The organism is Cohnella fermenti (genome assembly GCF_004801405.1).
GTDB lineage: Bacteria > Bacillota > Bacilli > Paenibacillales > Paenibacillaceae > Cohnella > Cohnella fermenti.
The window spans coordinates 59,319-82,810 of record NZ_SSOB01000006.1; the positions used below are offsets into that span (position 1 = coordinate 59,319).

Annotated in this window: 22 protein-coding genes; 3 read left to right on the top strand and 19 right to left on the bottom strand. The window is 59.1% G+C overall.

The annotated features are described in order from the left end of the window. Window positions 1-75 precede the first annotated feature (75 nt). Complete coding sequence (gene lipA / locus E6C55_RS06075; protein ID WP_136368897.1) at window positions 76-963, bottom strand: lipoyl synthase; 888 nt, start codon at window positions 961-963, stop codon at window positions 76-78. A gap of 143 nt (window positions 964-1,106) precedes the next feature. On the opposite strand from lipA, the gene E6C55_RS06080 reads away from it, so the two are divergent. Further along, window positions 1,107-2,123, top strand: a complete 1,017-nt coding sequence (locus E6C55_RS06080) for a M23 family metallopeptidase (protein WP_136368898.1) — start codon at window positions 1,107-1,109, stop codon at window positions 2,121-2,123. A gap of 73 nt (window positions 2,124-2,196) precedes the next feature. Here the strand turns inward: E6C55_RS06080 and rbsK are convergent, their stop codons facing one another. The 6 genes from rbsK to yunB all read right to left on the bottom strand — a co-directional run bounded on the left by rbsK (window position 2,197) and on the right by yunB (window position 6,981). Then, window positions 2,197-3,126: a ribokinase gene (gene rbsK, locus E6C55_RS06085; protein ID WP_136368899.1), complete on the bottom strand. Its 930-nt coding sequence runs from the start codon at window positions 3,124-3,126 to the stop codon at window positions 2,197-2,199. Window positions 3,127-3,232: 106 nt separating this feature from the next. Next, window positions 3,233-3,991, bottom strand: coding sequence for a 2-dehydro-3-deoxy-D-gluconate 5-dehydrogenase KduD (kduD, locus tag E6C55_RS06090; protein WP_136368900.1), 759 nt, complete (start codon window positions 3,989-3,991; stop codon window positions 3,233-3,235). Further along, window positions 3,975-4,733, bottom strand: a complete 759-nt coding sequence (locus tag E6C55_RS06095) for a DeoR/GlpR family DNA-binding transcription regulator (RefSeq protein ID WP_136368901.1) — start codon at window positions 4,731-4,733, stop codon at window positions 3,975-3,977. Before E6C55_RS06095 ends, kduD begins: the two co-directional genes overlap by 17 nt. Window positions 4,734-4,770: 37 nt before the next feature. Further along, complete coding sequence (gene kduI, locus E6C55_RS06100; protein WP_136368902.1) at window positions 4,771-5,604, bottom strand: 5-dehydro-4-deoxy-D-glucuronate isomerase; 834 nt, start codon at window positions 5,602-5,604, stop codon at window positions 4,771-4,773. A 162-nt stretch (window positions 5,605-5,766) separates the two neighbouring features. Continuing rightward, window positions 5,767-5,934, bottom strand: a complete 168-nt coding sequence (locus E6C55_RS33690) for a hypothetical protein (RefSeq protein WP_168735485.1) — start codon at window positions 5,932-5,934, stop codon at window positions 5,767-5,769. Between the two features lie 96 nt (window positions 5,935-6,030). Then, window positions 6,031-6,981: a sporulation protein YunB gene (gene yunB / locus E6C55_RS06105; protein WP_136368903.1), complete on the bottom strand. Its 951-nt coding sequence runs from the start codon at window positions 6,979-6,981 to the stop codon at window positions 6,031-6,033. Between the two features lie 447 nt (window positions 6,982-7,428). Between yunB and E6C55_RS06110 the strand changes: the two genes are divergently transcribed. After that, a complete protein-coding gene (locus E6C55_RS06110; RefSeq protein ID WP_230986562.1) occupies window positions 7,429-7,920 on the top strand; it encodes a C40 family peptidase in 492 nt (163 codons plus the stop codon). 126 nt (window positions 7,921-8,046) lie between these two features. Here E6C55_RS06110 and E6C55_RS06115 read toward each other — a convergent pair whose 3' ends face one another. The 8 genes from E6C55_RS06115 to E6C55_RS06150 form a co-directional block, all read right to left on the bottom strand. Then, window positions 8,047-8,577 carry a YceI family protein gene (locus E6C55_RS06115; RefSeq protein WP_136368904.1) on the bottom strand — a complete coding sequence of 177 codons (531 nt, stop codon included), beginning with the start codon at window positions 8,575-8,577 and terminating at the stop codon, window positions 8,047-8,049. Window positions 8,578-9,836: 1,259 nt separating this feature from the next. Beyond that, entirely contained in the window at window positions 9,837-10,121 is a 285-nt protein-coding gene (locus tag E6C55_RS06120; RefSeq protein ID WP_136368905.1) for a Fe-S cluster assembly protein HesB, read from the bottom strand. A 95-nt stretch (window positions 10,122-10,216) separates the two neighbouring features. Further along, on the bottom strand, window positions 10,217-11,077 hold the full coding sequence (gene purU / locus E6C55_RS06125) for a formyltetrahydrofolate deformylase (RefSeq protein ID WP_136368906.1): 861 nt from the start codon (window positions 11,075-11,077) through the stop codon (window positions 10,217-10,219). 74 nt (window positions 11,078-11,151) lie between these two features. After that, window positions 11,152-11,943, bottom strand: coding sequence for an ATP-grasp domain-containing protein (locus tag E6C55_RS06130; protein ID WP_168735486.1), 792 nt, complete (start codon window positions 11,941-11,943; stop codon window positions 11,152-11,154). Between the two features lie 142 nt (window positions 11,944-12,085). Next, window positions 12,086-12,910: an alpha/beta hydrolase gene (locus tag E6C55_RS06135; RefSeq protein ID WP_230986563.1), complete on the bottom strand. Its 825-nt coding sequence runs from the start codon at window positions 12,908-12,910 to the stop codon at window positions 12,086-12,088. After that, a complete protein-coding gene (locus E6C55_RS06140) occupies window positions 12,907-13,929 on the bottom strand; it encodes an ABC transporter substrate-binding protein (RefSeq protein WP_211093532.1) in 1,023 nt (340 codons plus the stop codon). Before E6C55_RS06140 ends, E6C55_RS06135 begins: the two co-directional genes overlap by 4 nt. Before the next feature lie 42 nt (window positions 13,930-13,971). Next, the gene (locus E6C55_RS06145) at window positions 13,972-15,174 is read right to left on the bottom strand and encodes a helix-turn-helix domain-containing protein (RefSeq protein ID WP_230986564.1); all 1,203 of its coding nucleotides are present in this window, start codon (window positions 15,172-15,174) and stop codon (window positions 13,972-13,974) included. Window positions 15,175-15,229: 55 nt separating this feature from the next. Then, window positions 15,230-15,859 carry a TVP38/TMEM64 family protein gene (locus E6C55_RS06150; protein WP_136368909.1) on the bottom strand — a complete coding sequence of 210 codons (630 nt, stop codon included), beginning with the start codon at window positions 15,857-15,859 and terminating at the stop codon, window positions 15,230-15,232. Window positions 15,860-16,101: 242 nt separating this feature from the next. Between E6C55_RS06150 and E6C55_RS06155 the strand changes: the two genes are divergently transcribed. Continuing rightward, the gene (locus E6C55_RS06155; protein WP_136368910.1) at window positions 16,102-17,250 is read left to right on the top strand and encodes a glycosyl hydrolase family 8; all 1,149 of its coding nucleotides are present in this window, start codon (window positions 16,102-16,104) and stop codon (window positions 17,248-17,250) included. On the opposite strand, the gene E6C55_RS06160 is transcribed toward E6C55_RS06155, so the two are convergent. The 4 genes from E6C55_RS06160 to E6C55_RS06175 all read right to left on the bottom strand — a co-directional run bounded on the left by E6C55_RS06160 (window position 17,225) and on the right by E6C55_RS06175 (window position 23,485). Further along, entirely contained in the window at window positions 17,225-17,713 is a 489-nt protein-coding gene (locus E6C55_RS06160) for a hypothetical protein (protein WP_136368911.1), read from the bottom strand. The genes E6C55_RS06155 and E6C55_RS06160 overlap by 26 nt on opposite strands. Window positions 17,714-18,281: 568 nt before the next feature. Next, window positions 18,282-19,676: a glycoside hydrolase family 28 protein gene (locus tag E6C55_RS06165; RefSeq protein WP_136368912.1), complete on the bottom strand. Its 1,395-nt coding sequence runs from the start codon at window positions 19,674-19,676 to the stop codon at window positions 18,282-18,284. A 952-nt stretch (window positions 19,677-20,628) separates the two neighbouring features. Next, complete coding sequence (locus tag E6C55_RS06170; protein ID WP_136368913.1) at window positions 20,629-21,786, bottom strand: glycoside hydrolase family 88/105 protein; 1,158 nt, start codon at window positions 21,784-21,786, stop codon at window positions 20,629-20,631. 67 nt (window positions 21,787-21,853) lie between these two features. Then, on the bottom strand, window positions 21,854-23,485 hold the full coding sequence (locus E6C55_RS06175) for a type 2 periplasmic-binding domain-containing protein (RefSeq protein ID WP_136368914.1): 1,632 nt from the start codon (window positions 23,483-23,485) through the stop codon (window positions 21,854-21,856). Between the last annotated feature and the right edge of the window lie 7 nt (window positions 23,486-23,492).

The window sequence follows — 23,492 nt, forward strand, 5'->3', positions numbered from 1 at the left end:
TCACGAATGGTTCTCCTCTCGATTGCCGCTTGGGTCTATCCGCAGCGTCTTCTCGCCGGGCGGTGTAAGGAATGATCAGGAATGAATAAGATTGGCCGAAGCCGACTTCACTTGCTCATGCGCATGGTACGAGCTGCGGACGAGCGGCGCGGATTCGACGTGCGAGAACCCCTTGGCCAGACCGTCGAGCTTAAGCTGGGCGAACTCGTCCGGATGGACGTAGCGCTCGATCTTGATATGCGAGGACGAAGGCTGCAGGTATTGGCCCAGCGTCAGAATGTTGCAATCCACCGCGCGCAGGTCGTCCATCGTCTTGTGAACCTCTTCCAGCGTCTCCCCGAGCCCGAGCATGATGCTCGACTTGGTCGGAATGTTCGGCTGCATCTCCTTCGCCCGACGCAGAAGCTCCATCGTGCGAGGATACTTCGCCTTCGCGCGAACCCGGTTCGACAGCCGCTCGACCGTCTCCACGTTATGGTTCAGAATATCCGGCTTGGCATCCATAACCACCTTGAGCGCATCCCAGTTCCCTAGGAAGTCGGGAATAAGCACCTCTACGCTGCAGAAGGGCAGCTTGCGCCGAATCGCCCGGATCGTCTCCGCGAAGATGGACGCGCCTCCGTCCTTCAGATCGTCGCGGGCGACGGACGTCACCACGCAGTGGCGCAGGTTCATCTGGACAGCCGCATCCGCGACGCGCTCCGGCTCGCCCAGGTCGAGCTCCGTCGGCATGCCGGTCTTCACCGCGCAGAAGCGGCAAGCCCGCGTGCAGATGTCGCCGAGAATCATGAAGGTAGCGGTTCGGTTGGCCCAGCATTCGTATATATTCGGGCAGCGAGCTTCTTCGCAGACGGTGTGAAGAGTCTTGCTCCGCATCATGTCCTTGATCTCTTGGTAGTTGTCGCCAGTCGTCAGCTTGATTCGAAGCCAATCGGGCTTCTTGGGCTTGGAGTTCGAAGTCATCGATTTACCCCCTGTTTTCTGTCACCTTATTATAGCAGGTTTCACATAAAAACCAACGTTCTGCTAACTCTAACCCTCATACGCACAAGATGGGGAGGCTCGTGTTTATGACGTTCGGCTTACGTTGGAGAGGACTTCGCCGCATGCGAAGATTAAGTTGCGCCGTCCTCGCGGGATGCGTCGCGGCGGCATCGCCGCTGCCCGCGGCTTCGTCGAGCGCCGCGCCGCAGGACCCCGAAGCGCACAATCGCAAGCTTCAGGAGCTGTACGACCACATCGCGGTGCTGACCGGGCTCACCTGGCAATCGATCGCCGCGATCGACCGCTACGAGACGATGCTTTCGCGCGCTCACCCGAAGACGCGCCCCTTAAGCGAGCAGACAAGCGTCGGCATCTACATCTCTCCCGAGCGCTGGGCCGGGTATCTCAATCCCGATCCCGGCGACGGGAACCCGTCGTCGATCCGGGTGTTCGGCGGCATCGGGCAGGACGGCTCCGGGGACGGGCGGGCCGATCGGGAGAACGACATCGATCTGTTGTACACGGTAGCCGAACGGGTTCGGTCCCAGGGAAGCTCCGGGGACGACTTCGCCATCGGCCTCTGGGAATATTATCAGAACACCCGCGCCGTGCAGCGGATCGTCCAATTCAACCGTATCTACTCCTCGTTTAACCGCCTGGACTTGTCCGACCATGTTTTCCCCTTGCCGCAGAACTCCGTATACGCCTACCGAAGCACTTGGGGCAACAGCCGCGGATGGGGAGGAGCGCGCATTCACGAGGGAACCGACATCTTCGCCAGGCACGGAGTGCCGGTCCGAAGCACCTCTTACGGAATCGTCGAGGTGAAGGGCTGGAACCCGTTCGGCGGCTGGCGGGTCGGCATTCGGGATCTCGACAACCTGTATCATTATTACGCGCATCTCAGCGGCTTCGAGAAAAACCTCAAGATCGGCGACATCGTGAGACCGGGGCAGACGATCGGTTGGGTCGGCAACTCCGGCTACGGAAGGCCGGGCACCCAGGGCAAGTTCCCGCCTCACCTGCACTACGGCGTCTATCGGGACCGCGGCCTGGTGGAGTGGGCGTTCGATCCCTATCCGCTGCTGAAGCGCTGGGAACGGGCGGAGCAGCGGGCGAAGCGCGTTCACACGGACTAACCGCTCCTGCCGCTCGTCCGGCTTCTAATCGCGCTCCCCGACTTCCGTCGCTCTGGCCCGGCTTATGATCGAGCTATTCCGGCTTCCGGTCGTCCTCGGCCAGCTTCCGGTGGATCTCGTCGCGGCTCGGAATGGACGCCTGCGCTCCCGAACGGGTAACAGTAACGGCGGATGCCGCCGCGGCGAAGGCCATCGCTTCCGCCGCCCGCTTCCCTTCCGCCCCGGCGACGACAAGGGCCCCGATGAACGTGTCGCCCGCCGCCGTCGTATCGACGGCCTTCACCTTCCGCGCCGGTACGAACAGGCTTGCGCCATCCGCTTCGGCGTAGACGGCGCCCTTGCTGCCAAGGGTGACGACCGCGCTGCCCGCTCCCCGTCCGATCAGCACCTTGGCGGCGGCTTCGGCCTCCTCCGGCGAGGACACCGGAATGCCCGCCAGCCCTTCGGCTTCCGTCTCGTTCACGACAAGAAGATCGACAAGTCCGTAAGCTTCCTCGGGAATCGGACGAACCGGCGCCGGGTTGTACACAAGCCGGATGCCCCCGAGGCGGCGGCAAGCCTTCATGACGGCGAGATTCGTCTCCCAAGGAATCTCGTTCTGCAGGACAACGGCCGCCGCCCCCGCCAGCAGCGAGTCGCCCGCATCCTCCGGACGCACCTCTCCGTTGCTTCCCGCCGCCAGAATAATTTGATTCTCCCCGCTGTCCGCAACCGTGATAAAGGCCAGGCCCGAAGAGCCCGGCTTCTTCGCGACGCCCGCGATTCCGACCCCGTATCCTTCAAGAGAATCAAGCAGCGCGGAGGCGAAGGAGTCCTCGCCCACAGCGCCGACCATCTCCACCTGCCCGCCCGCGCGCGCTGCCGCGACTGCCTGGTTCGCCCCTTTGCCCCCCGGCAGGTACGCCACTCCTTTGCCCAGGATCGTCTCTCCCGGCAATGGGAAGCTGTCCACCCGATTCACGATATCCATATTGATGCTGCCTACGACCACAATTCGACTCATGCGTGCTCTGCTCCCACTCTTTTTTCCTCCATGTTACCATATTCCGACGCGTCATAAACAACAAAAAAAGCCTCTCCCAAGGGAAAGGCGATTGTTGCTGCCTCGCTTACCGCGCCATCCAGCCGCCGTCCACGACCAGCACGTGGCCGCTCATGTAATCCGAAGCGGACGAGGAGAGGAACACCGTCGGGCCGACGAGGTCGGTATTGAGCCCCCAACGTCCGGCCGGGATGCGCTCGAGAATCTGGCGGCTGCGGTTCTCGTCGTTGCGCAGCGCTTCGGTGTTGTCCGTCGCCATGTAGCCCGGAGCGATCGCATTCACCTGGATGCCCTTCGGCGCCCATTCGTTGGCGAACGCCTTCGTGAGGCCCGCGACGCCATGCTTGGCGGCCGTGTAGCCCGGCACGTTGATGCCTCCCTGGAAGGAGAGCAGCGAGGCGATGTTGATGATTTTCCCAGAACCTTGCTTCAGCATCTGGCGCCCGGCGAGCTGGGACAATACGTAGACGGAGTTCAGGTTGACGTCGAGCACCTCCTGCCAGTCGGCATAGGAATGCTCGGCGGCCGGGGTGCGGCGGATAATGCCCGCATTGTTCACGAGAATGTCGAGGCGGCCGAATTCCGCGACCGTCTGTTCGACGATCGAAGGAAGCTGTTCGCGATCGCCCACGTCGGCCGTCACGATCAGAGCGCGGCGTCCCTGAGCTTCGACGGCCTTCTTCGTCTCTTCCGCCGGCGTACGGTTCGTCACCAGCACGACGTCCGCTCCCGCTTCCGCGAGACCGACCGCGATCGCCTGTCCCAATCCGCGCCCCGCTCCCGTTACGATCGCCGTGCGTCCTGTCAGATCAAATAGCCCTTTCAATGGTCAGCGAGCCCCTCTCGTATCGACGCGCAGCCTCGATGTCCAGGCCCGCGTCGGTAATAATCGTATGGATGTCGTCCAGCGCCGCGAAGGTGAGCAGCGCCGCGCGATCGAACTTCGCATGGTCCGCCACGCAGTAAATCTCCTTCGCGCCGGCCATATAAGCCTTCTTCAGCTCGATCAGCTCGCCCGTGAAGACGGTCAGGCCGAACTTCTCATGGATGCCCGTCGTCGACAGGAACAGCTTCTGCACGTTCAGCTTGCCGATCCAATCGACCGCTTCGTTGCCGATCAGAACGTTCCGTTGGCGGTAGCCGCCCGGAACGACGAGACGAATTCGCTCCTTCCCGATCAGCTCTCTCATGATGAGAAGGTCGTTCGTCAGCACGGTCAGCGGCTCGTTCGGCAGCCGCTTGGCGATCTCGAGCGTCGTGCTTCCCGCGTCCAGGGCGATGATGTCGTCCTGGCGGATATAGCGAAGCGCCGCTTCGGCGATCGCTTCCTTCTCCGCCAGCCGCTTCGTGTCCGGAATCTGCAGCGGAAGCATCGCATCCGCTTCGTCGCCGGCAGGCACCGCCCCTCCGTGCGTACGCCGCAGAAGGCCCTTCTCCTCGAGCCTCTCGAGGTCTTCCCGAATCGTCTTGGGCGTTACGCCGAAGCGTTCGCTCAGCAGGGACACCTGAACCGCTCCGTCCTGCAGAAGCAAGTCCAGGATCGCCTGGTGTCGTGCGGCTGCCAGCATGCGCCAATGCCCCTTCCCGTTCGCGGGAGGCTCCCGCTTACTTCAGATCGCTCGCCTGCCGCGTGTCCATGTCGTCGAACGTGTAGTTCTCGCCGGCCATCGACCAGATGAACGCATAGTTGCTCGTGCCGACGCCGGAGTGGATCGACCACGGCGGGGAGATGATCGCTTGCTCGTTCGCCACGACGAGATGACGAGTCTCCTCCGGCTCGCCCATCATGTGGAAGACGCGGGCATCGTCGTTCAAGTCGAAGTACAAGTACGCTTCCATGCGGCGGTCGTGGACGTGGGAAGGCATCGTATTCCAGACGCTGCCCGGCTTCAGAACCGTAATGCCGAGCATCAGTTGGCAGGTGTTGATGCCGTCCGCGTGCAGAACGCGGTTCAGTTCCCGCTCGTTGGAGGTCAGTTGCGAACCGAGGTAACGCGTGTCGGCATCCGCGATGGCGAGCTTGCGCGTCGGGTAGGCGGCATGGGCGAGCGCCGAGCAGAAGTATAGCTTGGCCGGATTCGCGGCATCCTTGCTCTCGAGCTTGACTTCGCGAACGCCCTTGCCGACGTACAGCGTGTCGAGCTTGCCGAGCTCATGCTTCTCGCCGTCGACCGTAATGATCGCCTCGCCGCTGGCGATGTTGACGAAGCCGATCTCGCGGCGCTCAAGGAAGAACTCGGTCTTCAGCGTGTCCGGCTCTTCAATCGACAGCGCTTCCTTCGCGGGCTGGGCGCCGCCGATAATCATTCTGTCTTCGTGGGTGTAGACCATATGAACCTTGTCCGCCTCGAACAGCTTCTCAATCAGAAAATGGTTGCGGAGTTGAGCGGTATCGTAGTGCTTGGCATCGGATGGATGTACGGAATGACGAATTTCCATGGATGGAGCCTCCTCGGTTCGTTCGTTTGTTTTCGTTCGTTTTTATTATATCACACTTTTTCGAACATATAAGATCGTCTTTGAGCGAACAAACGAAATTCATAAAAAAAGATCCTGCCGCCCCATCGGCGAAGGATCTCGTTCGTTTCTCGTGCGTTTATTTCAACTTGTCGGATAGCGCCTGTTCTTGCGTGACTTGCGCGACTGATTGAGCTGCTTGCGGGGACCGAACCAAACTTTGTACCAAAGCGCTCCCTGATCGTCCCGCATAAAACGAATTCCGATCAGCTTGAGCGGTGTCCTTATCTCCTTGAAATAATAGTAAGGCAATCCTAATCCCTCCTACAGGATCTATAGGTCAAAGGTATAGGAAATGAAACTTATTGACTAGTGACAGTTGTCATTACTTTTGTCACATGACAGCGGTTACGGCTGCTGTTCGGCCTCGGCGGGAGCGGAGGTGGTAGCGGAGGTGGTAGCGGAGGCATCCGGAAGCGCGAGCGCCGGCGCTTGCGCCGCTCCGCTGCCGACCGGGTTCCCTCTGCCGTCGTAATAATAGGTTGGAACGTCGCCGACCACCATCATATAGGAGAGCGGAATGTCGGTCTCGAGCAGGCTCGGCTCCTGATCGAACGGGATGACAATTGCGATCTGCGTCGCGATATGAACGTAGATCTCCACCTGCAGCATGTTGATCCCCGCGCTCGTCTGCCTTGTCCGCACCTCCGCCTGCACGGCGCTGGCGGGATGAAGGCGAACCGACACGCTCGGACCGAGCGAGGAGAGCAGCGGGCTGTTCAGCGCGTGGCCGATCGGGATTTTCTCCTTGAGCGCTTCCTGGTCCTTCAGCACCGAATCGACCACCCGGATCGTCTCGGATGTAATGCGCATCTGTTCCTTGTAGTCGATCAGGAATCCGGTAATCTTGCCCGCGTCGTTCGTCTTCCACTGGATCATCTTCGCGGCGTCCGCGCCTTGCGCCAAGTTGTCGAGCATCGCCTGATTAACGGCCTCCGTCGCGCTCTGCATGACCTTGACCTTGGCCAGGAACATAAGCGGAACGCGCAGATGCTTGTCGAGCAGAGCCAAGGACTGGATCGTCACCAGCAAGCACACAAGCAGCATCAGCAGCCAGAACGTGCTCCGCTTCATCCGTCTTCTCGGACGCGTCACCCACCCTTGCGCGGAGGAGCCCGGAGACGCATAAGAGCTTCCCGCCCTCCCGCGTCTTCGCCCCCTCCAGCGCTTGCTTCGGGAGAACGAAGCCGAGAATGCGCTCGTGCCGCGCCTTCGCGCGCCCGCGCGGAAGCCGCGGCTGCGAACGGGCTGCGGCAGCTTCCAACGAATCGCGAACGGCCTCCCCCATCGTCTCCGCATGATCTTCCCTCCGATATCGCCGGCTTTTTGCGCCGCACCTTGCTTTTCCCATCTTCTCCATCCCTATGCGGCCAAGCGTCAAACTAGAAGACCCCGTCCCGCAGCATCGGCGTTGTCAACCCCTCCGCCGCGTTGGCGTTCAGGCACAGATGGCCTGTCTGTCCGGATTCTTCCTGAATTATTAAAAAAACTTAAAGAAGATCCTCCCTCATCAAGGCGTATTCTGCCATCCGCTAGGAGAAATCTGGAGGCGCGGCATGCCCGAATCCCGCTCCCGTAGCGGACAATAGGTCTTAAGATCCCCATTTCTAAGAAAATCCTAATCCGATCAGAAATTGGACATTTATTTCCTTCATTACCAATGATCCACTAACGAACAGAGTGAATTTTTATTGTAAATTAAGTTTTGTACACGGGCATTCGAGTCCGAATAATACATAAGGATGTGTGATTGCTCTGAAAAAACTTCTCGCAGCATCGGCTATCGCCCTGTCGCTCATGACCGCCGTCTCCACCGTCGCCCTGCCGGCTCCAACCGCTTCCGCGGCCGAGATCTACGCGACGAACGGCCACAAGTTCGTGAACACGGCTAAATCTTATATCGGCAAGGTAACGTACCGCTTCGGCGTCAACAATCCGTCCAAGCTCATCCTGGACTGCTCCGCCTTCACCAAGCTCGTATTCGCGAAGAACGGCGTCACCCTGCCGTGGGGCTCCAAGGCGCAAGCGAAATTCGGCACGAAGGTCAGCAGCAAGTCCAAGCTTGCGATCGGCGACCTCGTCATGTTCAGCGTCGGTACGCCCGGCGTCATTAACCACGTCGGCATCTATGTCGGCGGCGGCAAGTTCATCAGCAATACGAAGAGCTCCGGCGTTACGATCTCCAGCCTGACTTCCGGCTACTGGAGCAGCCGCTTCATCATGGGCCGTCATTATTGATTTGATTGCGATTTGCGGAAAAGAAAACCGGCACTCTCCGTCCGTCTGGACAGGGAGTGCCGGTTTGTCGTTGGCGGGGTTGCGCCGCTGTTGTCGTTATGCGAGGGTACGAGGGTGCGAGCTAGCTTATGCCGTCGCCGCTTCGAGCTCGATGCTGATCTTCACTTCGTCGCCGATCAGCACGCCGCCCGTCTCAAGCGCCGCATTGTACGTAAGGCCGTAATCGCTGCGCTTCAGGCTGCCCGTCGCGCTGAAGCCGACCTTCTGGTTGCCCCACGGGTCCTTGCCGGAGCCTTCGTAGCTCACGTTGAACGTCTCGGAACGGGTCACTCCGTGCAGCGTAACGTCTCCCGTTACGACATACTCGCCTTCGCCGTGGCTGACAATGTTCGTTGCCTTGAACACCAGCTTCGGATGGCTCTCGACATTGAAGAAGTCGGCCGAACGCAGGTGATTGTCGCGGTCTTGGTTGCGCGTATCGACCGATGCCAGATCGATCTGCACCTCGATGCTTGCCGTCGTCAGGTCGCTCGGGTCGGCTTCGATCTGAGCTTCGAAGCTGTGGAAGGAGCCCTTCACCTTCGCGATCATCATGTGCTTCACCGAGAATTCGATTGCGCTGTGGGATACGTCTACGTTCCAGTTCGTCTTTGCCATGGATAGTTCCTCCTCATTTTTGCTTGCTCGATTAATTGTAACTTACTTAATTTAATTAAATAACTCATTTATATTTGCTATGACCATAATATAAACCACATTTAAATCAGTGTCAATCCCTTAAATTTAAAATAATTTCCCTCCTCGGCTGCGCCCGAACGCGCCCGCTACCTCGACTTCTCCATTCAATCGCCGCCCGCGCAGACGCCCGTTCGAGGTATTCAACCGGAACCGCTGCAGCAAAAAAACACACCCATCTCTCATGCGGCTCCGGGCGACGATTGTATGCGAAAAACAACGATGACAACAAGGACAGTTGTCACCCCCTACCATGAAAATGATCCGTATGCGGCCATCCGCAGTGATGAAACTCCCCCATGCGTGTATTCCCTCTGGCGGCCTTAGGTCTCTTCTCCCTTTCGCTCAGGATAAGGAGGTGCAAGGGGAATGGGCAGTTCCAAGACCCAAGCGAATGATCGGCGAGCTAAGGTTCCTGAGCCAAGGGGAGAAGAGGCATAAGGGTTCAGAAGGGGGATAGCGCCTCTCTTGACACCACAATATGGTAATCAACTCGCCAACCTGCCAACCGCGTCGGGACGGTAGACGGTGGCGGGACTTTTCTGTCTCAATCCGGTACTGACCGCCATTAGCGGGACTTAATTTTCGTATTAAACCACATACATCCGCCTCCGCAGGGCTCCAGGTGCCGATTGTATGCGGAAAACCACATACATTCACCTCCGAAAGGGCTCCAGGTGCCGATTGTATGCGGAAAACCACATACATTCACCTCCGAAAGGGCTCCAGGTGCCGATTGTATGCGGAAAACCACATACATTCACCTCTGCAGGGCTCCAGGTGCCGATTGTATGCGGAAAACCACATACATTCACCTCCGAAAGGGCTCCAGGTGCCGATTGTATGCGGAAAACCGCATACATTCACCTCCGAAAGGGCTCCAGGTGCCGATTGTATGCGGAAAACCGCATACATTCACCTCCGAAAGGGCTCCAGGTGCCGATTGTATGTGGAAAACCACATACATTCCGGATTCGCCCTCTATTTCAGGAATGTTGAATGTGAAAAATAGCACAAATCCAGGGGAGGGGGGTTGCGGAGATACTGGATTCGCGAGGGTTCGTTGGGTTCGTTGGGGTTCGTTGGGTTGCACAAACGCCGAGAAGAAATAACCCCGGGGCAGCCGCGCGCGGCTGTTCCGAGGTTGTATGGATTTCCGAGGTTGTATGGATCCGTGCGACTTAGGAAGCGTCTCCGACCAGGAATACGATGTCGCCGTTTAAGCAATCGATCTTCAGTTGCTTCGAGTCGAGGAACCAGATGTCCTTGCTCTCCATGTAGAAGTTCACCCGGTCGGCTTCGACGATCGTGGCCGGGTCCATCGGGTCGTCCTTCATGATGCCGAAGCCGTACGGCTCCGTTCCTCCGCTCACGTATCGAACGAAGATGCGCACATGGTCTCCGCTGCTGTAACCCCATTCGTTCTTGAAGCAGGACACCGCAGTCGGCGATATGACAAGCTCCATCGGAGTTGCACCCCTCTCTCCGCTTTCTCGTGAAAGCGGTTGCTTCCTTATTATAAGGCCGGGCGGCCCCTCCCTACAAGATGAGGAGCCTGATCTTATTTGAAGACAATTGTCTTATTGCCGAAAATAATGACACGATTCTGAAGGTACCACTGAAGCGCACGGGCGATGACGGATCTCTCGACCATCCGGCCGACTCGCTTGAGCTCGGCGGCGGAATAATCGTGGCTGACGCGAATGATGTCCTGCTCGATAATCGGGCCGGCGTCCAGCTCCTCCGTGACGAAGTGGGCGGTCGCGCCGATGATCTTCACCCCGCGTTCGTATGCGCGGTCGTACGGCTTCGCGCCGACGAACGCCGGCAGGAACGAGTGGTGGATGTTGATGATCTTGTCCTTGAACGGTTCGATGAAGCCCGGCGAGACGATCTGCATGTACTTGGCAAGCACGATCACATCGATATCATGCTCCTTCAGCAGCTCGATATGCCGCTTCTCGACTTCGAGCTTGTTCTCCTTCGTGACCGGGAAGTGGTAGAACGGAAGCCCGAAGCCGGTCACGGCGGAGCGAAGCTCCTCGTGGTTGCTGACGACCATGACGATATCGCATTCGAAGTCGCCGGCCTTCCACTGCCAGAGCAGCTCGACCAGGCAATGGTCCTCCTTGGACACGAAGATCGCAACCCGCTTCTTCCGCGAATTCGGGAACAGGTTCCAATTCATTGCGTACTTGTCCGCAATCGGCTTGAAGTCTTCCTCGACCTGGGAGAGCGTCCAGCCCTCGCCCGGCAGCGAGAACTCGACCCGCATGAAGAACATGCCTTCCTGATAGTTGGTGCTGTACTGATCCGAGGAGATGATGTTGGCTCCCTTCTCGTACAGATACGTGGACACGGCCGCCACGATTCCCGGCTTGTCGATGCATGAGATGAGCAGAACGGCTTTATCGGTGAACATGCAGGAAGCTTACCCCTCTCCTGGTAAATTTATTTTATCTAATCAAACTTCCGGATCTAATCAAACTTCCGGATCTAATCAAACTTTAGGCGGAACGCATCCCGGAACAACCGGAACGCCTGCTCTTCCCTATCCGGTCTGCCCTTGATGAATTCGCTCAGGAACACGGAGCTGTTCACTTCGAGCACCTGCAGCCCGTCGGGCGTGTCCAGAATATCGACGCTGCAGAATACGAGACCGATGACGTTCGCGGCCGCCTCCGCCAGCTTGAACAGGGGGCCCTGCAGAAGTCCGTCCACCTCTCCGACAGAAGCCCCTTGGGACAAATTGTGCTTCCAGGAGCTTGTCTTGCTCTTCGAGAAGGCCAGCCGGGCTTCGCCATTCAGCACAACGATACGATACTCCAGCTCGGATGGCCGATAGGGGGAGATCGCGGCGTTCAGCTCGAGGGCGAACAGATGCTCAAGACGGTCCCTCAGCTCCTCCTTATTCCCGACGAGGAACACGTTCTCCCCTTGGGCGCCGTCATCGCGCTTCACCACGGCATTCGAACCGTACCGCTTGAAGAGCCGTTCGGCCTTGTCGAAGATGTCTTCCGTCGTATGCTTGGAAGCCGCATTCAGCAGGAACCGATGTTCGATGGACGGGACTCCTCCGGCAGCGAGCACGGAGTGCGTGGAGGCTTTGCTTCTGGCTATGTTATAAGATGAGCTGTCGTTCAACCCGAGGTCGACGTTGTACATCGCGAACTGCTTGCCGTTCTTGGAAGCAAGGTAAATCAGGTTGGCTTCAATCTCCCGGAACGAGATCCCCGCGCTTGCTCCCGCGTTCTGCACCATTCGCAGATAAGGCCTGACGGCGGTCATCCCATCCTTGCCTCCATCTCTGACGCTGATTGGCATATTCGTTTATTATACAATAGGTGATAAAAAAGCAACAAGCCGCCCGTCGGTTCCATCCCGACGAACAGCCTGCCTGCGTATACGACAGTTGGGAGAATCGTGCGAGTCAATCTCTCCGGGGGCCGCTTGTCGAGAGGAGCTTCGGCACGCGGCTTAGCAGCGACGGCAGCACGCTGGTGTGCTCCTCGCCCGGGAACAGAACCTTCTCCAGCCCGAAGCCTTCGCCGACAAGAGGAGCGGCCCTCTCGGCGACAAGCTCCACGCCCTCCAGCATGTCCTCCAGCTCTTCGGCGCCGATGGCGAGCAGCAGGCGAACGGAACATCCGGCCCGCCGCTCCCGCTTGAAGTGCTCCAGCTCGTTCAGAACCTCCTGATCGGCCCACCAGACCGAAGGGCTGCCGGCGACGTAGTGCGTGAACAGCCGCGGCCGGACGAACAGGGCGTGCAGGACCAGCAAGCCGCCGAGCGAATGCCCGACGATCGCCCGGCGCGCCGGATCGAGCCGCCAGCGCTTCTCCGCCCACGCCAGCACCTCCCGCTCGAGGAAGTCGAGGAAGCGGTCCGCCTCCCCGTGCGGAGGCCATTCGCGCCCGTCCGGGCGCTTCGGCAGCGTCGCTCCTTCCTTCAGCATCGTGAAGTCCCGGCAGCGCCGCTCCAGGTCGAACGGCTGCCGCGACGGGTAGCCGATGCCGACGACAACGATCGGCTCATACCCCTTCGGCTTGCGGGTCTGCATCCGAACCGTCTCCGCGAGCGTGCGGAATGTCGCGTCTCCATCCAGCGCGAAGACGATCCCGTATCCCGCTTCCGGAGGAGGCTCCTCCGGCTCCGAGAACAGAAGCCGGTATTCGAGCCCCGCCCCGGAGACGATCGTCAGCTCGAAGCAGCCGTCCGCCGTATGCGGAATAATGTCCGCAACCATCCTCATCATGGCGTCAGGAAGCCGACTACATCGTCGACGACCTTGCCTTGGGCAATGTAGCCGCCGCTAAGCCAGTAATCCGCGTTCGTCTCGAAGACGCGGCCTTCCTTGACCGCAGCCAGGCTGTTCCAGACGGCGCTGATCTTCAAGCTCTTAAGCGCCGCATCGCCGAGATGGCCGTCGTTGATCAGGAAGATGTAGTCGGCATCAAGCGTGGGCAGCGCCTCCAGAGATACCTCGAACGCCCCTTCGGTCACGAGGTTGCTCTCGCCAAAGCCCAACTCGTGCGTCAGCACATATCCGCTGAAGTAACCGCTGTTCATGAAGAACATCCCCTTGGCGTTAAACCGGATAATCGCCGCACGCTTCCCTTCGCTGAGCGAGCCGAGCTGCGTCTTCGCCGCTTCGACCCGGGCGGAATACTGCTGCTTGGCCTCCTCCGCCTTCGCTTCTTCGCCGAGCAGTTGCCCGAGCGTGCGGATCGCGCCGTCCAGATCCTCCGAGGCGCTCTTGAATGCGTAGGTTGGCGCGATCTTGCTGTACTGCTCGTACAAGCCTTCGTCGGCGTAATAGGAATTGTGCAGCACAATCAGATCGGGCTCCTGCTCCAGAATCGCCTCGAACGACGGCGATCCTTCGCCGTAGCTGATCTCCGGCACGCCGGCAAGCAGGTCCTGCAGGTAGTTCTGCGGCTCAACCCCGTTCGACCACTGAATGGCCGGCGTCACGCCGAGAGCGAGCAGCGAATCCTCCATCGTCGGCGCGAACACGCGCTCCGGCTTCGCCGGGATCGTGATCGTATGCCCGAGCTCGTCGGTCACGGTCAGCGGATAGGCGGACGCTTCCTCCGAAGCCGGCGCCGATTCCGCAGGCGCGGCAGACGTTGCCGCCGCGGCGCTGCCCGAAGCGCTCGCGGACGGAGAGACGGCGGACTCCGAGTTGGAGTCGTTGCCGCATGCGGCCAGAACGGACGACAGAATGAGCAGTTGGCCCAGTAGAAGAGCCTTGGTCTTCGTAGTGCTTGCCAATGTAAATCCCCCTTGACTGATAATTATTCTCACTAAAGGGGATTATAGCGGACGTTCGCCCAGCACTCCATGGACGGATTCAAGCTCTTTCGTTGGATTTTTCCCCGTCTGGAGCAGCAGCGTCTCCGCCACCATTCTCGCGATCGCAACGGCCGAATATTCGAACCACGGATTCGACAGAATCAAGCTGATCTGCCCGAGCTTGACCGCGCTCAGGCTCTTCCACTCGGCACTCTGGGACAGCTCCAGCCAATTCATCCGCGTGATCGCATCCGGGCAGACGAGCAGCAGAATCCGGTCCGGATCGAGCCCGCGCAGCTCCTCCAAGCCGATCGGCTCGTTGCTCAGCCCGCCCAGCCCGCAGCACGGGTTCGCTTGCAGGTCCCGGTACAGGGCGTCCCGAATGCCTCTGTTCGTATAGAGATGAAGCCGGTTCTCGGACATTCGCAGCGTCGCGAACGTCGCGTTCCCGATCGCCTCCCGCAACTGCCTGCGAGACTGAGCGGCGAAGCGCTCGTATTGCCCGAGCCACTCCTCCGCCTGCTTCTCCCGGCCCACCGCCCGCGCCGTCTCGATCAGCCCGCCGCGCCAATCGTCCGCTTCGATCCGCACGGCCTCGATGCCCGCCGCCTCCAGCTTCCTGACGTCGGAATCGTTCAATTCCTCCTGGTAGAGCACGAGATCGGGCTTCGCCGCCAGCAGGCTGCGGACGTCGAATTCGTCCAGCTCGTGTTCCGCCGAGCGCAGGTGCGTCGGAATCCGATCCTGATAGTAGTTGAAGTAATAGGGACTCCACTTCGGATGAAGAGGGGCGGCGACCGGCACGAGTCCCAGCGGGAGCACCTGTCCGATCAAGGAGGTGGTCAGCACGGCGACCCGCCCCTTGTTCTTCTTCAGGTAGACGGAAGGAGGAACGCCGACGACCTTCTTGAACTTGCGGCTGAAGTAGAACTCGTCGCCGTAGCCGGACCTTGCCGCGATCTCCCGCATCGTCAGGCCGGACTCGCGAAGCAGCCGCTTGGCCGTTCCGATCCGCAGCTCCGTCAAGTAGTCCGACGCGCTCCGTCCGAACGCCTTCTTGAACGACTCGCCGAAGGAATTCGGACTGCGTCCGGTCAGCCTCGCCAGCTCCTCGATCGGCAACGGCGAGGCATGACGATCTTCCATATAAGCTTTGACTTGCTCCAAGGACATCGGGACGCCGTCGTCCTCGTCCCGGGTACGGTTGCCAAGCTGGTCGCGCACGCCCTCATCTCCCGCTTCGAACGCTCCGTTTCAACGCTCCGTTTCTCTATTGAGATTAATTATCATTTTCATAGGAGGAACTGTCAAGAGCCGTTCGGGTAAAGCGAGACTCCAGCTTCTTGCTGACAATATAGGAAGCGAGCACGAAGAGCACGACGTAGCCCAGACGAAGCGGCTCCTCGGCGAAGCGCTGCAGATCGTACCCGATGTAGGAGACCGAGAGCACCATCACGGCCTTGCCGAACAGGATGGCGATGAGGAAGGAACGGAGCGGCATTCCGGCGAGCGCCGCCGCGATATTGATGATGACGAACGGTCCCACGGGGAAAAGACTGAGCAGGAACACGTAGCTGAACGAATTGCGCCGAATCCAGATCATCGCCTTGCCGACGCTTGGCTTGCTTGCCCACTTCCGGGCATAACGATGATTGCCCAGCTTGCGGAAGATCAGGAACGTCGTCAGGCAGCCGAGAACCATCCCCAGCCACGAATAAAGAAAACCCGGCCAGAGGCCGTACACCGCGGCATTCACCCCTACGATCACAAGCGTCGGCAGCGGCGGGACGAACGACTTGAGGAACGTCAGGGCGATTCCCGGCAGCGGGCCGAGCGCCCGGTATTCCCGAAGCCAGCGACGAATATCTTCTTCCGTCAGGGATGTCAGCGTGTCGATTAAGGTGGACATAGAACAGACTCCAATCGTATAGATCAAGCAGCCCGGCCGGACTCGGCCGATCGTGTCCATTCTATCATGAAGCCGCAGGATGCGCGAGATAAGCCCCGACGGATCGCGACCTCTCGCCTACTCGCTGTCTCGTGTTCCGGTCGGTTAACCTCTTTATTTTCTGAGGAAAATGCCTTAATTTCTTGGGGTTGCGGTGTGCTACCATAAAGTCGAATCGATGCGATGGGAGGATCAGAACAACGATGACGACGCAAGGCTCCGTGTTTACGGGCGAATATCGCAATCTCTTCCTGGAGATCGGCCGCTCGCCGGAAGAGATCGACGCAAGGCTGGAGACGGCATGGAACGATCTGTTCGCGGGAGCGGACGACGTGCGCATCTATTACCCGCTGGGCGACGACATGGGTTACGTTCTGGATACCGGCAACTCCGACGTCCGCACCGAAGGGATGTCGTACGGCATGATGATGGCCGTGCAGATGGACAAGCGGGACGTATTCGACCGGCTGTGGAACTTCTCCCGGACCTATATGCAGCATACGGAAGGACGATACAAGCACTACTTCGCCTGGCACTGCAAGCCGGACGGGACCCGGCTGTCCCAAGGACCGGCTCCGGACGGCGAAGAATACTTCGCTATGGCGCTCATCTTCGCTGCGAATCGCTGGGGCGAGGGGAAGGCTCCTTACGATTATATGGAGCAGGCGAGAACGATTCTTCGCGCTTGCGTGCATCAGGGCGAGGGCGGGAACGGGCAGCATGAGGGCGATCCGATGTGGGACCCGGAGACGAAGCTGATCAAGTTCGTGCCGGAATCTCCCTTCAGCGATCCTTCGTATCATCTGCCGCACTTCTACGAGCTGTTCGCTCTCTATGCCGACGAGCGGGACCGCCCGTTCTGGGCGGAGGCGGCCGAGGCGAGCCGCGCCTATCTGCACACGGCCTGCCATCCCGCGACCGGACTCTCTCCGGAATACGCGAACTTCGACGGAACGCCGGCGGAGCCGCAGCGCCACGGCGACTTCCGTCACTTCTACAGCGATGCGTACCGGGTGGCGCTCAACCTTGCGCTGGACTGGGAGTGGTACCGCAAGGACCCATGGCAGGTCGGCCAATCGAACCGCCTTCAGCGATTCTTCTCGGGGATCGAGGCGGACGACTACCGGCGCTACTGGATCGACGGCACGCCCTTCGAGGAGCCGGCGCTGCACCCGGTCGGCCTGCTCGCAACGAACGCTGCGGCCTCGCTCGCCGCAGACGGCCCGGACGCCGCGGCATTCGCGCGGAAGCTGTGGGACACGCCGCCGCGCACGGGAGTTCGCCGTTATTACGACAACTGCCTGTACTTCTTCAGCTTGTTGGCGCTTAGCGGGCGGTATCGGGTTTATTGAGGGGCGGGCGGCTCTCGGTACGACTCTTCGATACGATTCTCGTCGCCGTGACGACATAGCCCGTTCCCGTTCCCATACCATCGTTCCTCATATCCAGTTCCACCCGCTCTCCGTTCGGGCGGCAGATGCTGACCGTAATCTCGAAGAACTTCGCTCCGTGAACGGCATCGACCGGTCTCGCCGGATCGGCGTGCCGCTTCGCGGTACCCCGCTCGTTAATCGACGCGATTCGTTCGCACCCGAATTGGACGTATCGTTCGCGATACGTTCCGCGCAGGGACTCCACGATCGCCGGGTGGAGCTGCTGCAGCAGCGCCGCCTCCAGTTCGCGCTCGCGGGAAGATGGCTCCTGAACCGGAATTGCCGAGTTCAAGACGGAAGCGCCGGATGCGCTCACGGGCGGAGCCGCCGCCAGCGACAGGGCGAGGGTTCCGGCGAGGAGGATGGCTTGAAGGAGCTTCATTCGGCTTCACCTCCTTAATAGGGGATAGACCTGACTCTGATGGCTTGCTTCTGATTGTGCGCTTCATCCAAGGGTCCCCTTGTCGCTTACCGTTCATGCGGCAGCGGAAGAGACGACGCATAAAACCGTCAGGGAAGCTCCGGAAGCTGCCTGACGGTTCTTTGGGATTAGGGAATATTCGAATTGCCGCTCCAGGGATTCGATGGTTGCTGCTCTCTGGTCCGGTTTGTTGCCCTCTGGTCCGATGCCTTTGGCGATTTTATGTGGTTTTTCATATTCGTCGGCCTGGATGTGGAGGGGATGAGGTATTTTATATGGTTTTTCGCATATATCCGGAACTTTGGATCGGAATTTGCTCCATGAATGTGATTTTTCGCATAAAATGGGCCAATCGCCCGTTTTCGCGAGGCGCCAATGTGATTTTTCACATAAAATCCGGCGGCCACCGGTTTCGGAGATCGGCGTTTCGGCGCGGCAACGACGGCTTCACCGACTTTGGCGGCAGCCTCGGTCCTTCTCTCTTGTCGTCGCTCGAATGAGGTGCCGCAACCCAACCTATACTACGGTTTTAATCGATGGCTGTCGGCCTTTTTCCCCCAAGGTCCCCAAGGTACTCCGTCACCTCTTCCTTAACAACCCGGCAATTCTCAACGATATAGGAGTCCCGCGTGTCTTCCCGCAGCGCACGGAAGCGGAGGCCGTCCAAGACGAGCCGGTCGACATTCCGGATATCCATGAAGGTCGTCCGGCTCCAGGTCGGATAATAATTGTCCGCCGTCTGCTCCGGATGCTCGAGACGCCTGTCCCGCACCTTCGGGTAGTGCTCCGGAATGTCTTCCCTGGCCACGCCGCCGATAAAGGTATAGCCGATATTCCGCAAGGTCAGATCGCGAATGGGGGCGCTCTCGCACGCGTCGATTCGGATTCCGTTGAAGGAGGGACAACCCATCACATCGTCGGCGAACCGGTAATGCGTATGGCTCATCTCTTCGTCATCCGCAGCGATAATGTCCGACAGCGCAATTCGCTCCAGCGAGCCGATCTCCGGCATGGCCTCCAGACCGATCGAAGAGCCGATCCGATCCAGCCGATTATTGAGCAGGACGAAGATCGGCCGCGTCACATTCCGCATGACAAGCCCTTGCGCCACCACGTCCGTGATGCTGCCTCCCTCCGTGCACTCGATCTTGATCCCTTCGCGCCACACGTTCTCGAATGTGCAATTGTGGATTGCGACGTTGGAGATGCTCCCGATCGACTTGAGGCCAATCCGAATTCCCGCACAGATGGAGGTAAAATGGCAGTTCGAGATATGAACGTTCTTCATCGGGTACTGCTTGCTGCTGGCTTGAAGGCATAGATTGTCGTCCGTCCCGAGAATCTTGCAGTTGGAGACGAAGACATTCCGGCAGCCGTCATAGTCCAGGCCGTCGCCGTTGTACCTTCTATCGTTGCGAATGTCCAAGCCGTCGCACCAGATGTTCTCGCTGTCCAGGAACGCCGTCGTCCAGGCCGCCGAGTTGTGCAGCCGCAAGCCGCTGACCCGGATATGGCGGCACCGAAGGAACCGCATCATCATCGGCCGGTCGATGCTTCCCTCGTTCGGGAATCGCTCCGCGTTGCCGTTGATTGCCCCTTCCCCGACGACGCCGATATTCTCGGCATCCTCGGCATAAATCAGACACTTGTCCATGTCCTTCTCGTTGACATAACGGTTATAGTGCGTCCCGTCCGGATAATCGCGAATATCCGGATTGGCCAGCAGGACGGCCGACGGTTGAATCTGCAAATAAACGTTCGATCGCAGGAACAGCGTGCCGGAGACGAAGATGCCGCCTGCCAGCCGAACATGCCCGCCGCCGGCCTGCGAGCAGGCATCAATCGCCTGTTGAATGGCTCTTGTGTCGACGGCCGCCCCATCTCCGATCGCTCCGTAATCCTTCACATCGAATAAGTCTCTCATAACGTCTCCTCCATCGTTCCCATGTTCGCAATAGCGCGCATGATTAGCCTACCAGAAGCCCGGCTTCGATTCCGATGAAGTTTTTATAGAGGTTATGGCGTTTTTTTAAGGGAATGTCGAAGGGCATGTCGACGAGCATCGCATCCTCCGCTACTCCGTTCCCCCGCTCTTCCGCCAGCCCCCCAAAAAAAAGTCCGGACCGATAACGGTCAGGACTTGGGATCAAAGGGGACTTTTATGCGGTTTTTAGCATAAATACGGCTAGTCCACTTATGTTCGAGGCTGATGAATACGATTTTTCACATAAAATCGACGGAATCGCCCGCTTTAGGGCAGCCTGAATGTGATTTAATACGAAAATTAAGTCTCGCTAATGGCGGTCTGTACCGGATTTAGACAGAAAAGTCTCGCCACCGTCTAGCACCAGCTGGCGCGGTCGGCATTTTGGTGAGTCGGCGAGTTGATTTCCACATTATGGTGACAAGAAAGGCGCTATCCCCCTTCTTAACACTTATGCCTCTTCTCCCCTTGGGTCAGGAACCTCCGCTTGCCGATCATGCCCTTGGGTCTTAGGACAGCCCATTCCCTTGCACCTCCTTATCCTGAACGAAAGGGAGAAGAGACCTAATGCCGCCAGAGGGAATAGACGCATGGGGGGAGTGGGAAGCGATACCGGGCGGGATGGCAAGTGGAACGAACAGTCGATAGGCGGGTTTTCCTCTCATCTCCCTCTCCAACCGCCTCTTCGGAGCTCCGTTGTACAGGTTTCTCTACTAACTCCGCTCCTCCTGCCTCTCCGCAGTTGGCTTTTCATCACTGCGAATGGCCTCATACGAAAAATTTTCATTGTAGGGGGTGACAACTGTCCTTGTTGTCATAGTTGTTTTTCGTATAAATGTCGGATAGCCTGAGCACAATCGCGCGAACTTCGCCCGCGCTCCCGTTCCTTGTCTTACTCCGCCCCGTTCCCCGCTTCTTCCTTCTCCGCGGCTGCCTTCGCAGTTGCCTTCTCCGACGCCTTCGCACCGGCCTTCACGGCTGCCTTCGCAGAGCCTGTCGCTGTCTCCGCCTTCGTCGGGCCGTTCTCGATGACCGATGCGAGGAAGGCGAGCGCGAGCCCTTGGCCCCAGCCTTGCGCCCACTTGCGGTCGATGCCGAGATAGCCGGCGATGTCGTTCATGACGGCCGTTCCGCCGGACACGTTCAGCACCCGTCCGTTCGGGGCGACATTGTCCAGCAAGCCGTCAAGCGACTTGCGGACGTACTTCCCGTGCAGCGGATTGCCCTGCACGATCATCGCGGCGGCGATGCCGGCCGATGCCGACACTTCTCCGTAGGCATCCGGGCAGTCGAGCACGGTGCCCCACAGGCCGTCTTCCTTCTGCAGCTTCTTGAGCGCCGCAAGCTGGTCGCGCAAGGAGCTCCAGATATGCATCATCGGAGGATACAAATACGCTTCCGGAATGACGACGGCCGCGCGGGACATCGTGTAGGCCGCCCATGCGTTGGCACGGGCCCAGTGGATGCCGGACATATGATCCTTGTTGATGTTGTTGTAGCCGTGGTACCACAGCGCGTTGTCTTCATCCTGCAAGTAGTTGATGTGCCAGAAGAACTGGTGCAGGCCGTCTTCGATCAGCCGCTTCTCCTTCAGCGCGACGCCGACGCGAATCATGAAGTACGCCGCCATGAACAGCGTGTCCGCCCAGCATTGCTCCGGGAAGTCGTTCTTCGACGACACCGTATGCTGAAGAACCCGGTCTCCGAAGCGCAGCGCTTTGTTCTCCAGATAATCCACCTTGCTCAGGATCAGGTCGAGATACTTTCGCTCGTTCGTCTGCTCATAGAGGGTGAGCAGCATATGCCCCATCGCGCAAGTATTCACCGTCCATACTTCGGGAAGACCCGCTTCGATATATTCGTCGACCCACGCGATCATCCGTTCGAGATAGACGCGATCTCCCGTCGCTTCGAACAGCCGGCTGACGCCGTAGTAGGCGACGCCGCCCGGCCAGTCCCACGTCAGATCCATCCCGAATGTGTAGTCCGCCACGCGCCCGGCGATTTGCCGAATATTGTTCAATGCCGCTTCGTCTGTGTTCAGCTTCATATGGCCCTCCAATGATGGAGAGCCCCCGCTGCTGCAGGGGCTCCGTTAGTGTCGATGCGAGCGCGGATTAACGGTATTGACCTGCGTCGATCGCTTGCTGCTTCTCGTCGAGAATGTCTTGGTAACCGGCATCGAGGAACTTCTTCTTCGCCGCTTCATACTTCTTGTCGAACTCGGATTCCGGCGCAAGGACCACTTCCAGGTACAGCTCTTGGAAGAGCGAATTCAGGTCCGCCTTGTACTCGTTCAGCTCCTCAAGCACGACGGTGAACAGCGCGTCCGGCGTCCGGTATTCCGCCGTTTCATTATAGTATCTCACCATGTCCTCGGCAATATCTTCATATCCGGCCGGGGACCAGTTGCGCATGTTCGCTTTGAGCGTCAATTCCGGCGAGCCGTACGCCTGGGTCTCGGTCACCAGAGCCCAATAGTCCTTGTTGTTGTTCAGCGACAGTGCGGATTCGCCCGTGTAGTCCGCGTTCTTCACCGGAAGTCCGTCGGCATCAAGCGTATAGTTCTGTCCTTCTACGCCGTTCTGCAGGTAGAACAGGTTGTCCGGCTGGCTCATCCATTCGAGATACATCCACAACGCGGCGCGTTCCTCGGCTGTCGATTCGTAGTTCACGCCCATGATGAAGCCGAACGGCCAGTAAGCGCGTCCTTGCGGAACGTTGCCTTCCGGCACCAGCGCTTCCGGAGGGAGCACCGCGAACTCGGCAGTCGGGTTATTCTTCAAGGCAGCGGAGAAGAGGTCGGTGTTGTTGGTCAGATAGAAGCCGTACGTTCCCGTTCTTCCCGCCACGAACTCGGCCTTCGTCTTGTTGTCGTCGTCGCGGAGGTAGAATTCCTTGTCGATAAGGCCGTTATTGTATTCATAATTCAGATTGCGCAGCCAGGCTTCGGCATCCTTGGTCGTGAAGTCGGCTACGGCGAGATCCGAATAAAGAGCACGATACTCGGAATCGATCGGCCAGTCGCGATACGCGTAGCTGAAGTTGTAGGAGTTCCTGGTCAGAGCCGCGCCGCCGACGCCCAGGCCCGCTTCCTTCCACTTGCCGAGCATCTCGTTGTACTTCTCCAGCGAGGTCAGATCCTCCACCTTCATGCCGACCTTCTCCACCCAATCCTTGCGGATCAGCGTCACGAAGTTGTCCGTATCCGGACGCGCCGCGAAGAAGAATACATTTTCCCCGTCGATGTTGCCGTATTGCTGGATCGTCTCACCCATGTTGGCCCAGTACGTCGGAGCATAGTTCTTAATCTCGTTCAAGTCGAGCGGCTGCAGCACTTCTTCCCCGTAGTAAGCAAGCGCTTGCGGCATGTCATAGTGGAAAATAACGTCCGGAGCTTTATGGGCGGCCAGCAGTTGTTCGAAGTCCGTCACCTCGTTGCTGCGAGCGATCGGCACGAAGTTGAGCTTGATATTGTACTTGTCTCCGAATTCCTTCTGAATCCAGCGCGTATAGTAGTTGTCCTTCACGTTCCAGCCTTCGAACGCACGCTCATACACCGGAATATCGAGACTGACCGTCTCCGCGAAGCCTTGGGAATAATCGGCGTAGGTCCCTTCGGATGGCGTCGCAGCGGTGCTGCTCGGCGCTGTGTTCTCCTTGTTCCCGTTGTCGTTCGAGCAAGCGGCCAGCAGGCCGGAGAGCATGACAAGCGCCATCCCCAGCGAAGCGAACTTCTTCTGTTGCATCGTGTTG